Annotated in this window: 11 protein-coding genes; 7 read left to right on the top strand and 4 right to left on the bottom strand. The window is 68.6% G+C overall.

What is annotated here, in order from left to right:
* Nucleotides 1-179: 179 nt before the first annotated feature.
* From LGM89_RS27815 to LGM89_RS27795, 5 genes are read left to right on the top strand one after another with little or no spacing between them, the layout of a single operon-like run.
* The gene (locus LGM89_RS27815; protein ID WP_226274610.1) at nucleotides 180-887 is read left to right on the top strand and encodes a TetR/AcrR family transcriptional regulator; all 708 of its coding nucleotides are present in this window, start codon (nucleotides 180-182) and stop codon (nucleotides 885-887) included.
* The gene (locus LGM89_RS27810) at nucleotides 884-1,849 is read left to right on the top strand and encodes an HlyD family secretion protein (RefSeq protein ID WP_226274609.1); all 966 of its coding nucleotides are present in this window, start codon (nucleotides 884-886) and stop codon (nucleotides 1,847-1,849) included. Before LGM89_RS27815 ends, LGM89_RS27810 begins: the two co-directional genes overlap by 4 nt.
* Nucleotides 1,846-2,805 (top strand): ABC transporter ATP-binding protein, encoded by a 960-nt coding sequence (locus LGM89_RS27805; RefSeq protein ID WP_226274608.1) that lies wholly within the window; start codon nucleotides 1,846-1,848, stop codon nucleotides 2,803-2,805. The genes LGM89_RS27810 and LGM89_RS27805 overlap by 4 nt, the downstream gene beginning before the upstream one ends.
* The gene (locus LGM89_RS27800) at nucleotides 2,802-3,956 is read left to right on the top strand and encodes an ABC transporter permease (protein WP_226274607.1); all 1,155 of its coding nucleotides are present in this window, start codon (nucleotides 2,802-2,804) and stop codon (nucleotides 3,954-3,956) included. Before LGM89_RS27805 ends, LGM89_RS27800 begins: the two co-directional genes overlap by 4 nt.
* A gap of 10 nt (nucleotides 3,957-3,966) precedes the next feature.
* A complete protein-coding gene (locus tag LGM89_RS27795) occupies nucleotides 3,967-5,463 on the top strand; it encodes an efflux transporter outer membrane subunit (RefSeq protein ID WP_226274606.1) in 1,497 nt (498 codons plus the stop codon).
* Nucleotides 5,464-5,688: 225 nt separating this feature from the next.
* Here the strand turns inward: LGM89_RS27795 and LGM89_RS27790 are convergent, their stop codons facing one another.
* Both LGM89_RS27790 and LGM89_RS27785 read right to left on the bottom strand, forming a co-directional pair.
* A complete protein-coding gene (locus LGM89_RS27790; protein ID WP_226203529.1) occupies nucleotides 5,689-6,903 on the bottom strand; it encodes a porin in 1,215 nt (404 codons plus the stop codon).
* A gap of 490 nt (nucleotides 6,904-7,393) precedes the next feature.
* The gene (locus LGM89_RS27785; RefSeq protein ID WP_226274605.1) at nucleotides 7,394-8,458 is read right to left on the bottom strand and encodes a phytoene/squalene synthase family protein; all 1,065 of its coding nucleotides are present in this window, start codon (nucleotides 8,456-8,458) and stop codon (nucleotides 7,394-7,396) included.
* A gap of 375 nt (nucleotides 8,459-8,833) precedes the next feature.
* Between LGM89_RS27785 and LGM89_RS27780 the strand changes: the two genes are divergently transcribed.
* Nucleotides 8,834-9,979 (top strand): glycerophosphodiester phosphodiesterase, encoded by a 1,146-nt coding sequence (locus LGM89_RS27780; RefSeq protein WP_226274604.1) that lies wholly within the window; start codon nucleotides 8,834-8,836, stop codon nucleotides 9,977-9,979.
* Between the two features lie 57 nt (nucleotides 9,980-10,036).
* On the opposite strand, the gene LGM89_RS27775 is transcribed toward LGM89_RS27780, so the two are convergent.
* Together LGM89_RS27775 and LGM89_RS27770 are read right to left on the bottom strand one after the other, a co-directional pair.
* Nucleotides 10,037-11,665, bottom strand: a complete 1,629-nt coding sequence (locus tag LGM89_RS27775; protein WP_226274603.1) for a rhodanese-related sulfurtransferase — start codon at nucleotides 11,663-11,665, stop codon at nucleotides 10,037-10,039.
* A 116-nt stretch (nucleotides 11,666-11,781) separates the two neighbouring features.
* Nucleotides 11,782-12,348 carry a cysteine dioxygenase gene (locus LGM89_RS27770; protein WP_089497081.1) on the bottom strand — a complete coding sequence of 189 codons (567 nt, stop codon included), beginning with the start codon at nucleotides 12,346-12,348 and terminating at the stop codon, nucleotides 11,782-11,784.
* Between the two features lie 17 nt (nucleotides 12,349-12,365).
* On the opposite strand from LGM89_RS27770, the gene LGM89_RS27765 reads away from it, so the two are divergent.
* Entirely contained in the window at nucleotides 12,366-13,340 is a 975-nt protein-coding gene (locus tag LGM89_RS27765; protein WP_226274602.1) for a LysR family transcriptional regulator, read from the top strand.
* Nucleotides 13,341-13,350: the final 10 nt, after the last annotated feature.

Here is a 13,350-nt window from a genome sequence, read left to right as displayed (position 1 = left end):
CACGCCTCCCGTTTCTCCATTAGCTGCTCCCTACACTCCGCCACCGGCTTGCCGTACCGCGCCGCGTCACGTCGCCTCCTCGCCCACCCGCGTCCCCATTCGACGCCCGCCGGATCGCGATCAACTCGGGCGGAAACCCTTCCTTGAAATTAACTAACTCATCAATTAGCGTCGATTTCATGAACGCGAAATCCACCGTCGCCAAGCCGCGCGGGCGCCGCCCGTCGGTCGACGATTTCGACCTGCGCGACCACATGCTCGACGTCGCGATGCAGCTGTTCGCCGAGCGCGGCATCGCCGCGACGACCGTCGCGCAGATCGCCGCCGCCACCGGTGTCACGTCGGCGATGGTTCACTACTACTTCACGAATCGCGAGCAACTGCTCGACGCGATCGTCGAGGAACGGCTCGCGCAGGTCATCGCGTTCGTGTGGCGACCGACCGAGCCGCAGATCGAAAACGATCCGTTCGCGCTCGTCGCCGAACTCGTCGACCGCTTCTTCGACGTCACGCACCGCATGCCGTGGCTGCCGTCGATCTGGCTGCGCGAGATCATCCACGAAGGCGGGCTGCTGCGCGAGCGGATGGTCCGCCGCATTCCGCTCGAACATGTCGGGCGCTTCGCCGAACGCATCCGCGGCGCGCAGCAGGCCGGCACGCTGAATCCCGCACTCGAACCGGCGTTCCTGTTCCATTCGATCATCGCGCTGGTGATGCTGCCGCTCGCGACCGCAAAGCTGTGGCAAAGCGCGCGCGGCGGCCTGCCGCCGATCGACCGCGACGTGCTGCACCGGCACGTCCGCGCACTGCTCGGGTCGGGCATGCAGCCGCCGGCCGCCGCGCCGCGCGCACGGGCCCGCTCGCCCTCGCCGCGGAGGCCGTCATGAACGCGCCCCGCGCGCGGTCGCTCGCGCTGGCCGCCGCCGTCGCGCTGCTCGCCGGTTGCGAACGCCAGGCGAACAACGGCACGACCTACCAGGGCTACGTCGAAGGCGAATTCGTGTACCTGTCGTCGTCGCAATCGGGCACGCTGACGCAGTTGTCGGTCGCGCGCGGCCAGACCCTCGCCGCCGGCACGCCGGCCTTCTCGCTCGAAGCCGTCAGCGAAACGGCCGCGCTGCTGCAGGCGCAGCACCAGCTTGCAGCCGCCCGCGCCCAGCTTGCCGACCTGCAAACGGGCAAGCGCCCGCCGGAAATCGCGGTCACGCAGGCGCAGCTCGCGCAGTCCACCGCGCAGGCCGCGCGAGCCGCCGCGCAACTCGCGCGCGATGAAAGCCAGTACGCCGCTGGCGGCCTGTCGAAACAGCAGCTCGACGATTCGCGCACGTCCGCGCAAACGACCGCCGCGCAGAGGCGCGAACTGCAGAAACAGGTCGACGTCGCGCGCTTGCCGGGCCGCGCGCAGCAGGTCGCCGCACAGGCCGCGCAGGTCGATGCCGCGCATGCGGCGGTCGCCGAGGCGCAATGGAAGCTCGACCAGAAGCGCGTCGCCGCGCCCGCCGCCGGGCGCGTGTACGACACGCTGTACCGCGTCGGCGAATGGGTGCAGGCCGGCAATCCGGTCGTGCAGATGCTGCCGCCGCAAAACCTGAAGGTGCGCTTCTTCGTGCCGGAGGCCGCGATCGCATCGCTCACGCCGGGGCGCACGGTCGCGATCCACTGCGACGGCTGTGCGGCCGACGTGCCCGCGCGCATCACCTACGTGTCGAGCGAGGCCGAATACACGCCGCCCGTGATCTACAGCAACGAGAGCCGGACCAAGCTCGTGTTCATGATCGAGGCGCGCCCGGCCGTCGTCGACGCGTCGAAGCTTCATCCGGGCCAGCCCGTCGCCGTGAGGGTGCCATGACCGCGCCGCCCGCACCGTACGCGATCGACGTCGATCGCCTGAACAAGCATTTCGGCGACAAGCACGTCGTGAAGGACGTGTCGCTGCGCGTCGCGCGCGGCGAGATCTTCGGCTTTCTCGGGCCGAACGGCAGCGGCAAGACCACGTCGATCCGGATGATGTGCGGGCTGCTCACGCCTGATTCGGGCAGCGGCACCTGCCTCGGCTACGACATCGTGCGCGACAGCGCGCAGATCAAGCGGCGCGTCGGCTACATGACGCAGCGCTTCTCGTACTGGGAAGACCTGTCGATCCGCGAGAACCTCGACTTCGTCGCCCGCGTGTACGGGATGCCCGACCGCAAGGCGGCCGTCGCGCGCGCACTCGACGGGCTCGGCCTCGCGAGCCGCGCGGACCAGCTCACCGGCGCGCTGTCGGGCGGCTGGAAGCAGCGCCTCGCGCTGGCCGCCTGCATGCTGCACGAGCCGGCACTGCTGCTGCTCGACGAACCGACGGCCGGCGTCGATCCGGCCGCGCGCCGCGACTTCTGGGAAGAACTGCACCGGCTGGCCGCGCAAGGGATCTCGGTGCTCGTCAGCACGCACTACATGGACGAGGCCGAGCGCTGCCACAAGCTGGCGTACATCGCGTACGGCGAGCTGCTCGCGCAGGGCACGTCGGCGGAGATCGTCGCGTCGCAGGGGCTCGTGACCCGCGCGATCACCGGTGCGCATCTGAGCGAACTGTCCGCGCGGCTGCGCACCATGCCGGGCGTCGACCAGACGGTCGTGTTCGGCTCGGCGCTGCACGTGAGCGGCCGCGATCCCGCCCGGCTCGACGCGACGCTCGCGCAGGTCGCGGCACAATCCGACGGGCCTGCCGCGCTGCGGGTCGCGCCGATCGACACCGGGCTCGAGGACGTCTTCATCTACATGATGGGCCGCGCATCCGGGCCGCCCGCCGGGGCGTCGTCATGAACGCGTGGGCGCGCCTGCGCGATTCGTTCTCGGTCGCCCGCTGGTGGAGCATCGTGCTGAAGGAATTCCTGCAGCTGCGGCGCGACCGCGTGACGTTCGCGATGATCGTCGGCGTGCCGATCATCCAGCTCACGCTGTTCGGCTTCGCGATCAACACCGATCCGAAGCACCTGCCGACCGCGGTGATCATCGCCGATGCAAGCCCGTTCGCGCGCAGCTTCGTCGCGGCGATGCGCAATTCCGCGTACTTCGACATCGTCGCGACGCTGCCCGACGAGGCAGCCGGCCGGCACGCGCTCGCCCGCGGCGACGTGCAGTTCGTGCTGAGCGTGCCGGCCGATTTCTCGCGGCGGCTGCTGCGCGGCGAGCGTCCGTCGCTGCTCGTCGAGGCGGACGCGACCGATCCCGTCGCGACCGCGTCGGCAATCGGCGCGCTGCCGGGCCTCGTGCAGCCCGTCGCGGACAAGGACCTGACGGGCCCGCTCGCCTACCTGAACGGCCGCCCGACCGCGTTCGACGTCGTGCTGCACCGGCTGTACAACCCCGAGGGCATCACGCAGTACAACGTCGTGCCGGGCCTGATGGGCGTGATCCTGACGATGACGATGGTGATGATGACGGGCCTCGCGATCACGCGCGAACGCGAGCGCGGCACGATGGAGAACCTGCTCGCCACACCGGTGCGGCCGCTCGAGGTGATGACGGGCAAGATCGTCCCGTACGTGCTGATCGGGCTGATCCAGGTGTCGATCATCGTCGCCGCGGCGCGCTTCGTGTTCGACGTGCCGTTCGTCGGCGGCGTGTTCGCGATCTACCTGTCCGCGCTGCTGTTCATCGCCGCGAACCTGACGGTAGGCATCACGCTGTCGTCGCTCGCGCAGAACCAGTTGCAGGCGATGCAGCTCGCGGTGTTCTACTTCCTGCCGAACATCCTGCTGTCGGGCTTCATGTTCCCGTTCGCCGGGATGCCGAAGTGGGCTCAGTTCATCGGCAACCTGCTGCCGCTCACCTACTTCAACCGCCTCGTGCGCGGCATCCTGCTGAAAGGCAACGGCTGGAGCGACCTGTGGCCGTCGGTGTGGCCGGTCGCGCTGTTCACCGTCGTCGTGATGGGCGTCGCGCTGCGCTTCTACCGGCGTACGCTCGACTAGGTGCCGCACAATGAAACCCGCTTCGCGTCGCGCCTTCCATGTCGCCCCTGCTGCTCGCGGCTGTGCGCTGGCTGCCGCGCTGCTCGTCGCGGGATGCGCGGTCGGGCCAGATTTCCACGCGCCGGATGCGCCGGCCACGCAGCACTACACGCGCGGCGAGCCGCCCGCGACGACGGCCGCCACTGCCGCCCCGACTGGCGACGCGCAGACGTTCGCATCGGCCGCGCATACGCCGCGGCACTGGTGGACGCAGTTCGGCTCCGAACCGCTGAACCGCCTCGTCGATACCGCGTGGCACAACAGCCCGACGCTTGCCGAGGCCCGCGCGCGACTCGACGAAGCGCGGCAGAACCATGCGGCCGAAGCCGGCGCGACGATGTTGCCGAAAGTTGATGCGAGCCTGTCCGCCACGCGCGAACGAGTCGATACGACCGCGTTCGGCCTGCCCGCCAACGTGCCCAGCCCGGGGCCGTTCACGCTGTACGACGCGTCGGTGAGCGTGTCATACGTGCTCGACGTGTTCGGCGGCAACCGGCGTGCGCTCGAAGCACTGCGCGCGCAAGTCGACTACCAGGCGTACACGCTTGACGCCGCGCGCCTGACGCTCGCGGGCAACGTCGTCGCGACCGCGATCCTGCGCGCGTCGCTCGCGCAGCAGGTCGCGCTCACGGGGCAACTGATCGACGCACAGGCGCGGCAGTTGCGCATCGTCGAAATGCGTTTCGCGGCGGGTGGTGTTTCGCAGGCCGACGTGCATGCGCAACGCGCACTGCTCGCGCAGACGCAGGCGTCGCTGCCAGCGCTCGAGGGCCGCCTTGCTCAGGCCGGCCACCGGCTCGCGATCCTGCTCGGCGTGGCGCCGTCCGATGCCGTGCTGCCCGATCTCACGCTCGATACGCTCGTACTGCCGCGCACACTGCCCGTCGCGCTGCCGTCGACGCTCGCACGCGAACGCCCCGACATCCGCGCAGCCGAGGCCGTGCTGCACCAGGCGAGCGCGAACGTCGGCGTGGCCACCGCGAACCTGTATCCGCGCTTGTCGATTTCGGCGGGGATCGGCTCGGAACGCACGCGCATCGCGGATCTCGTGAGCGGGCTCAATGTGTGGAATGTCGGCCTCGGGCTGACGCAACCGCTTTTTCATGGCGGTGAACTGCGCGCGAAGAAACGTGCCGCCGAAGCGGCGTACGACGCGGCGTTCGCGAGCTACCGGGAAACCGTGCTCGAGGCGCTGCAGCAGGTAGCCGACGCAATGCGCGCGGTCGAGCACGACGCGGCGACATTGCAGGCGAGAGACACCGCCGCGCAGGAAGCGGCGGCCAGCAACCGGATTGCCGGCGACCGTTACGCGGCAGGCGGGATCAGCACGTTCGACCTGCTCGACGCGCAGCGGCAGACGTTGCAGACGGCGCTCGACCGGACGCGCGCGCAGGCCGACCGGCTCGCCGATACGGCGGCGTTGTTTCAAGCGCTGGCGGGGAGCTGGACGGATGACGCGGCGGAGTGATCGGATGGACGACATTGGCACCGGCCGGATGCTGCCGTCTGCACGCCGGGCACCGCATGAGCGGTGCGCTTGTCAGGCACGGCTTTCGTCGCTGTCCGCATCCGGTCGATGCCGGCCGGCGATGGCACCGGAATACGCGCGATACGTAGCGCGCATAAAAAAACCGGCCCGAAGGCCGGTTCTTCAACCGCATGCCGCAAGCGGCGCTCACGCGCCGCGTGGCATTTAGAAGCGGTGGATCAGGCCGACGCCGAGGCCGATCTGGTTCTGCTTCGAACCTGCGCCCACGCCGTCGCCGATGGACGTCGTTGCAGCGATGATCTTGCCGCCGTTCAGCGTGTTGCCGCTCGAATGCTGGTAAGCCTCAACTGCGTACAGGCCCGTGCGCTTCGACAGGCTGTAGTACTGCGACAGCGTGACCTGGTGGTACTTGGCCGAGCTGGTGATGCCGTTCGACTGGGTTGCCGCCGTGTACGAGTAGCCCGCTGCGAAGTCCCACTGAGCGGCTGCCTTCCAGTGCAGCACGGCGCCTGCCGTGTTGAAGATGGCCGTGTTGCGGAACGCCGAACCCGTGCCCGGCGTGTACTGGACGTTCGAGTACGATGCCGAGATGTCCCATGCCGGCGTGAACTGGTAGCCCGCCGTCACGGCGATACGCTGTTGCGATTGCGCCGTGGCATAGCCGTTGTTGATCGACGAAACGGCCGGCTGGTTGCCGTCGCCCGATGCCGTCAGGCCGTTCTGGACCGTCGAGTTCGCGCCCCACACGCCGCCGCCGAGCGTCGCGTTGTTGACCTTCTGATAGCCGACCGCGATGCCTGCCGGGCCGTTCAGGTACTGGATCGCCGCGCTCCACGTCGAGCCGCGGTTCGTCGCGCCTGCGACGCCGCCGAACGAGTACGAACCGCCGACCGTGAAGCCGTAGAACTTCGGCGACATGTACACGAGCGAGTTGTTCGCGCGGTAGCTCGTATCCAGCGAGTCGATATCGCCCGGGTGCGCGCCGTAGTAGCCGGTCAGCCAGGTCGTCGGGCTGTACGGCGACAGCAGCGTGTAGTACGCGGTGTACTGGCGGCCGGCCGTCAGCGTACCGTACGTGCTGTTGGTCAGGCCAACCCACGCCTGACGCGTGAAGATGCCGTTGGTCCACTGCGACGAGCCGTTAGCCGTGTTGACGCCGGCTTCCAACTGGAAAATCGCCTTCGTGCCGCCGCCGAGATCTTCGCTGCCCTTCAGGCCGAAGCGGCTGCCTGCCCACACGCCGGTGGACATTTGCACCTTCGAGTGACCACCCGTGGTCGCACCGACGGCCGACGAGTTGTTCTGCCAAGCCAGACCGTTGTCGACGATACCGTACAGGGTCACGCTGCTCTGGGCGTGGGCGGCGGTAGCGGCTGCAAGGCCCACTGCCGTCATGGCGAAAGCGACGCGCTTTTTCATTGATTCTCCGTCCTCAAAGAATGATTTCTTTTCTGGTGTGGTTTTATGACTGACACATGTGCGAGTACATGCCGACGGGATTCTGACGGATTACCGATTATTTCCCAACACGCGCAGTCGGTCATCGTATGATCGACGCAACGCACGGGTTCACCAAGCGGTTACATAACACCTGAAAACGCTTACGCGGCGGGCTTTTCCGGCATTTCCCGGTGAAAACCCTAGCTTTACATTTTTACGGGTGCAACGCGTCCGTCGGATGTCGTCAGATGCCTTTGGCAACATACGTCTTACAAATGCGCGACCGTGGCTGACACCACGATTCACGCCGCCGCGAAGGATCGCTGACGTTCATGACACCCACGTTTCGCGAAACGAAATAATGAAAACGTTTTTAGTCGAGGCGTGAAGCGGCGGACGGTGGTGGCCCGGCGAACGCGGGCCGAGGAGCGATGCCGGCACCTGTCGCGCCGGCATCGTTCAGTGCAAGTCAGCGCGTGGCAGGCTGCGCGAGATGCGCGTTCACGGCATCGGCGAGCGCGGTCAGGCGCGCGCGAATCGCGGCGTTCGAGCCGACCAGGACGAGCGACGACGCCATGATCCGGTAGACGCGCTTTCTCGGCACCTTGGCCGGCTTTGCCGGATCGAGCCACGCATCGTTGCCGGCCAGCAACTCGAGTGTTTCGAGGCCGATCATGATCGGCCACAGGCACGCAAGCCGCAGCCGCACGAAGCGGCGCGGGATCGCGAGCGTATAGAGGCACGCGTCGCGATACTGGTCGAGCGTCACGCGCAGCAGGTCGACGAGCACGCGGCGCGCGCGCGCCGACGCATCGGGCGCCATCAGGTCGGCGACGCCGAGCCCGTGCGCACCCAGCACGTCGTCGGGCAGGTAACACCGGCCGATGCGCAGGTCCTTCCCGCAGTCGCGCAGGATGTTGGTCATCTGCAGCGCCTTGCCGAAACGGATGCCCTTCTCGCACATGTCCGGCAGGTTCCAGCCGCGCGCGGCCGGCGTGTGCATGCCCGTCATGTCGGTCCAGAACTCGCCCACGCAGCCGGCCACGAGATACGTGTAGCGGTCGAGTTCGCCGCGCGTCGGCAACGACACGACGCGCCCCGACTGCTCGTCGGGGAACGTGCGCAGGTCGAATACCATCCCCGCCGTCAGCGTCGCGACGACCTTGCGGATCGACGCGCGGTCGGCGTCCGGCTGCGTGCGCAGCAGCGCGAGCATCGGCTCGATCGAGCCGAGCAGCACGTGCTCGTGCGAATCGGTCTGCATCCGCGTCACGTCCTCGAGTGCCCGCGACAGCGCGACGCCGTCGCCGAGCCGCTCGACCTCGTCGCGCAGGTCAGTCAGCAACGCGGCGCGGCGATCGGGTGCGACGAGCGCCGTGTCGGCAATCGTGTCGGCCGCGCGCGCGAGCAGGTACGCAAGGCCGACCGGGTCGCGCATGCCGTCGGGCAGCACGCGCAGCGTCAGGTAGAAGGAGCGGGAAACGTTCTTCAGCAGGTCGCCGAGCAGAAAAGCGGAATCGGTTCGAGTCGTCATGGGTCGGAAAAAATCGGCCGGCGCGGGCCCCGGACGCACAGGGGCGCCGGGCACCCGCGCCGGCCCGCGAGTCGCCGCATCGTCGCACCAGGCGGGCGTCGGCCCCGGCGCGTCGATGCAAAATTCCCGCAAGTTTAGTGCATCCGGCGGCAAGCCTGCCCGGGACGGCCGGAATGCGCGCCGCGCCAAGCCGCACTCAACCGCCCTGCCACCGGCATCGCACCCTAAAAAAATGAAATGGAAAGGCTCAAGTAATACATATGTAATTATTCGGTGCGACGATCGCGTCCCATTCGACTCCGTGCGACACGCCACGACAGCCGCACCGCCGGATCGATCGCCCCTTTCCGACTCTCGTTTCGAAGGTTCATCGACATGCTCTTCAAGCGCCCGACCTCCCTGCGCTACATCCCGTTCGCCTGTGCCGCCGCGTTCCTGCTCGCCGCGTGCGGCGGCGACGACGACGTCGCGTCCGATCCCACTCAGCCGATTTCCGCGAAGGTCCAGGTGGTCGGCCATCGCGGCGCGAGCGCGCTGCGCCCGGAACACACGCTCGCGTCGTACCGCAAGGCGGTCGAGGACGGTGCTGACGTGATCGAGCCCGACCTCGTGTCGACCCGCGACGGGGTGCTCGTCGCACGCCACGAGAACGAGATCTCGGGCACGACGAACGTGTCGACGCTGCCGCAGTTCGCGAGCCGCAAGGCGACCAAGACGATCGACGGCGCGGAGCTGACGGGCTGGTTCACCGAGGATTTCACGCTCGCCGAGCTGAAGACGCTGCGCGCCCGCGAGCGCATTCCGCAAGTGCGCCCCGCGAATACCGCGTACAACGACCAGTTCGAGATCCCGACGTTCGACGAGATCGTCGCGCTCGCAAAGCAGATGTCCGCGCAGACCGGCCGCACGATCCACCTGTATCCGGAAACCAAGCATCCGACCTACTTCCAGTCGATCGGCCTGCCGCTCGAGGACCGCCTCGTCGATGCGCTGCTGAAGGATTCGTACACGGCGCGCACGGCGACCGTCTACATCCAGTCGTTCGAGGTCGCGAACCTGAAGACGATCCGCAACCGGATCAAGTCGAGCCAGCCGAACTGGAAGCTCGTGCAGCTGATGGACGAAGCCGGCCAGCGCCCGTACGACTTCGTGAAGGCGAACGACAAGCGCACCTACGGCGACCTGTCGACGCGCGACGGCATGCGCGAGATCGCGACCTATGCGAACGGCGTCGGCCCGTACAAGACGTCGATCATCGCGGTGGCCGCGGACGGCACGCTGCAGCAGCCGACGCCGTACGTGCGCTACGCGCACGAGGCCGGCCTCGTCGTGCATCCGTACACGTTCCGCCCGGAGAACAACTTCCTGCCCGCGTCGCTGAAGGATGGCGGCACGCCGGCCACGCGTAACACGGCCGGCTCGGTGCGCGAGATCCAGGCGTACCTGCGCGCGGGCATCGACGGTTTCTTCACCGACGATCCGGCCGTCGGCCGCACGGCCGTCGATACGTTCAAGCGCTGACATGCGCGCTGACCGGGCGCGACGCACGACGCGCCGCGCCCGGTTGCAGCGCATCGGTCAGATCACGTTGAAGTGATGCGTGCCGTCCCGCTTCAACTGATCGACCAGTCCGTACTCCCAGTCGAGATACGCCTGCATCGCGGCCGCCGCGTTGTCGGTGCCTTCGTACGGGCGCCGGTAGCGGTCGACGCGCGGTGAGGCCAGATGCGTCTCGCCGCTTTCGAGCGGCAGCCCGGCGTCGATCCATGCGGCCGTGCCACCGGCGAGCACCGAGATGTCGGCCGAAGCCGGCAACAGCGCGCGGGCGTCGTCCGCCGCGAACCGCGCCAGCAGGCTCGAGCCGCACGTGAACACATAGCGCTTCGCGGGCGGTATCGCCGCGAGCGCATCACGCAACTGCGCACGTACGGCGAACCACGCGCCCGGGATATGCCGTTTCACGTAGTTCGCGCTGGCCGTCACGTCCACGATCGCCAGCTCGCCCGGCGCGGCCTCCTTCAGCCAGCCCGCGAGCGTCGCGGACGACACTTCCGCCACGGCCGGCGTCGCCGGCACGTCGCGCGGCGGCTGGCCGCGCTCGCCGAACTTCGCCGTGCCGCCCTCCGGTTCGACGACTCGCACGTCCCAGCCCATCTGCGCGAGCCACGACGCGGTCATGTCGGCGCGCACGCCGTCGTCGTCGGCGAGCACGATCCGCGCGCCGCGCACGGCCGCATGATGGTCGGTCTCCTGCACGAGCTGGCCGCCCGGCGTACTCAGGAAGCCCGGCAGGTGGCCGGCTTCGTATTCCTCCGGCGTGCGCACGTCGAAGCGGTACAGCGTGCGGCCCGGCGCGTCGAGCGCGGCGACATCCGCGAGCGCGATGCGCGGCACGCCCGCGCGTTCGGCCACCGCGCGCGCCGCCCGGCGTGCGTCGGCGCGCTGCGTCGCGTCGATGTCGTCCGGAAAGCGTCGCGCGGCGCCGCGTTCGAGCGTCTGGCCCGCGAGCGTCCAGCCGATCGTGCCATTGCGCAGCGCGGCGACCGGATTCGGCAGCCCCGCGTTGACGAGCGACTGCGTGCCGATGATGCTGCGCGTGCGGCCCGCGCAGTTGACGATCACCTGCATCGCCGGGTTCGGCGCGAGCGCGCGCACGCGCAGCACGAGCTCCGCGCCCGGCACGCTCGTCGACGTCGGGATGTTCATCGTCTGGTATTCGTCGAAACGGCGCGCGTCGACGATCACGACATCGGCCTTCGCGTCGATCAGCGCCTGCACCTCCTGCGCGGACAGCGACGGCGTATGCCGCTCGGCCTCGACCCATTCGCCGAACGACTTGCTCGGCACGTTCACGTCGATGAACAGTTCGCCGCCCGCGGCGAGCCAGCCCGCGAGGCCGCCGTCGAGGAGCCGCACGTCGGTGTAGCCGAGTTGCGCGAGCTTGGCGGCCGCGCGCGGCGCAAGGTCCTCGCCGCCCGCTTCGCCGAACACGACGATCGGCGTGTCGCGACGCGGAATCCGCGTCCACGCGTCGAGTTCGAGTTTCGACAACGGAAAGTTGGCGGCCCACAGCGGGTGGCCCTGCGCGTACGGATCTTCCTCGCGTACGTCGATCAGCGCGATCTCGTCGCGGGCAAGCAGGCGGGCGCGCACGTCCTGGTACGACGCGACGGGAAAGCGGGAGGTGGAGTCGGCGGATTGCGTCACGGTGTCTCTGTGTTGATTGAATGCGTTGAGGTTGGTGAAGAAAGCGGAACGGATGAATCTCGGGCCTGCCGGCGCGTGCCGGAAGCCGCCCGCGCGTGCGGGCGTTGCATCAGGCATCAGGCATTCGAATAACCCGACACGAACGGCTTCACGGTACCGTCGTCGAGGAACACCGCGCGCTCGACCTTGCCGATGTTCGCGCCGTACACGTGGATGCTGATCGATACCTGATCGTCGAACGCGTTGGTCACGCGATGGACGTCGCCGATGCGCGGCGACACGGCCTCGATTTCGCCGGGCTGCAGCCGCACGGCGTCACCCGCCGGCACCGGCTTGCCCGCCGCGTCGAACCGGTACGGCTGCGAGAACTCGCCGCCGCGCAGCATCCCGATCAGCCCCCACACCGTGTGGTTATGGATCGGCGTCGTCTGGCCGGGCCCCCACACGAAGCTGACGACCGAGAACCGCTCGTCCGGGTCGAGATACAGCAGGTACTGCCGATAGCGCGCGGGGTCGGGCTGCGCGAATGCGTCGGGCAACCAGTCGTCGTGTTCGACGAGCGCGGCGAGCAGCGCACCGCCCTCGTCGAGGATGCGCGCCTCGTTCGCGCCGGACGCGAGCAACGCGCCCAGACCGTCGACGAACGGCCGCAGCGGCGTCTGATGCAACGAAAGCGTACTCATCGGCTGACTCCTCGAATATGATGCCGAATATGATGGATCGTCATGATGCACCCGAAAGACCATGCAGAACAAACATGAAAATTAGCGATATCGACGCTTTTGCAGCGGTCGTCCGCTGCCAGACCCTGAGCCAGGCCGCGGCCGAGCTCGGGATGACGCAGCCCGCGATCACGCGGCGCGTCCAGAATCTCGAGGAAGCGCTCGGCGTGACCCTGCTCGATCGCAACACCAAGCCGCCGCGCCCGACCGACATCGGCCGGCGGGTGTTCGAGCAGTGTCGCGCGATCCTGCGCGAAGTCGATGCGCTGCGCGAGCTGACGGCCGGCGAGCAGCCGCCTGCCGGCGAATTCCGGATCGGGCTCACGCAAGGCCTCGGCGAGCTGATGCTGCCCGCGCTGATCGCCGAACTCGCCGCGCAATGGCCCGCGCTCGCGACGCAGGTCACGACCGCCTGGGGCGGCATGCTCGTCGAGCGCGTCGCCCGGCGCGAACTCGATGCGGCGCTCGTGTTCCTCGCGCGCGAAATGGTGCTGCCGGCGCAGGTCGAAGGCGAACGGCTGCTGGCCACCCGGCTCGTCGCGGTCGGCCGCAAGGGCGACTGGCCGCGCCGCAGCTACCGGCTCGCCGATTGCCACGCGCGTGGCTGGGTGCTCAATCCGGACGGCTGCGGTTTTCGTGCGGGCTTGCGGCGCGCGCTCGACGCGCAGGGCCTGCCGATGCCGGTCACGCTCGACACCTACGGCCGCGACCTGCAGCTGCAGAGCGTCGCGAACGGCTTCGGTATCGGGCTGATGCCGCTGCCGCTCGTCGAAGGCAGCCCGCTGCGCGATGCGCTCGACATCGTGCCGCTCGCCGATTTCAAGCCGCAGATCGATCTGTGGTTGCTGCGCCGGCACGATGCGGCCCGCTTCGACGCGCCGCTCGCCGCCGTTGCCGCGCATGCGCGCACCGCGTTCGCGTTGCCGGAGCAGGCGCACGGCAAGGCTGCTTGACCGGATCGGG

The organism is Burkholderia sp. AU31624, assembly GCF_020420065.1.
GTDB lineage: Bacteria > Pseudomonadota > Gammaproteobacteria > Burkholderiales > Burkholderiaceae > Burkholderia.
This window is presented reverse-complemented; position numbering and strand designations above follow the sequence as displayed.

Bases quoted from the DNA above. Each gene is read 5' to 3' on its own strand.
- LGM89_RS27795 (WP_226274606.1), top strand. From the start codon at position 3,967: ATGAAACCCGCTTCGCGTCGCGCCTTCCATGTCGCCCCTGCTGCTCGC.
- LGM89_RS27785 (WP_226274605.1), bottom strand. From the start codon at position 8,458: ATGACGACTCGAACCGATTCCGCTTTTCTGCTCGGCGACCTGCTGAAG.
- LGM89_RS27815 (WP_226274610.1), top strand. From the start codon at position 180: ATGAACGCGAAATCCACCGTCGCCAAGCCGCGCGGGCGCCGCCCGTCG.
- LGM89_RS27765 (WP_226274602.1), top strand. From the start codon at position 12,366: ATGATGCCGAATATGATGGATCGTCATGATGCACCCGAAAGACCATGC.
- LGM89_RS27800 (WP_226274607.1), top strand. From the start codon at position 2,802: ATGAACGCGTGGGCGCGCCTGCGCGATTCGTTCTCGGTCGCCCGCTGG.
- LGM89_RS27770 (WP_089497081.1), bottom strand. From the start codon at position 12,348: ATGAGTACGCTTTCGTTGCATCAGACGCCGCTGCGGCCGTTCGTCGAC.
- LGM89_RS27805 (WP_226274608.1), top strand. From the start codon at position 1,846: ATGACCGCGCCGCCCGCACCGTACGCGATCGACGTCGATCGCCTGAAC.
- LGM89_RS27790 (WP_226203529.1), bottom strand. From the start codon at position 6,903: ATGAAAAAGCGCGTCGCTTTCGCCATGACGGCAGTGGGCCTTGCAGCC.
- LGM89_RS27780 (WP_226274604.1), top strand. From the start codon at position 8,834: ATGCTCTTCAAGCGCCCGACCTCCCTGCGCTACATCCCGTTCGCCTGT.
- LGM89_RS27810 (WP_226274609.1), top strand. From the start codon at position 884: ATGAACGCGCCCCGCGCGCGGTCGCTCGCGCTGGCCGCCGCCGTCGCG.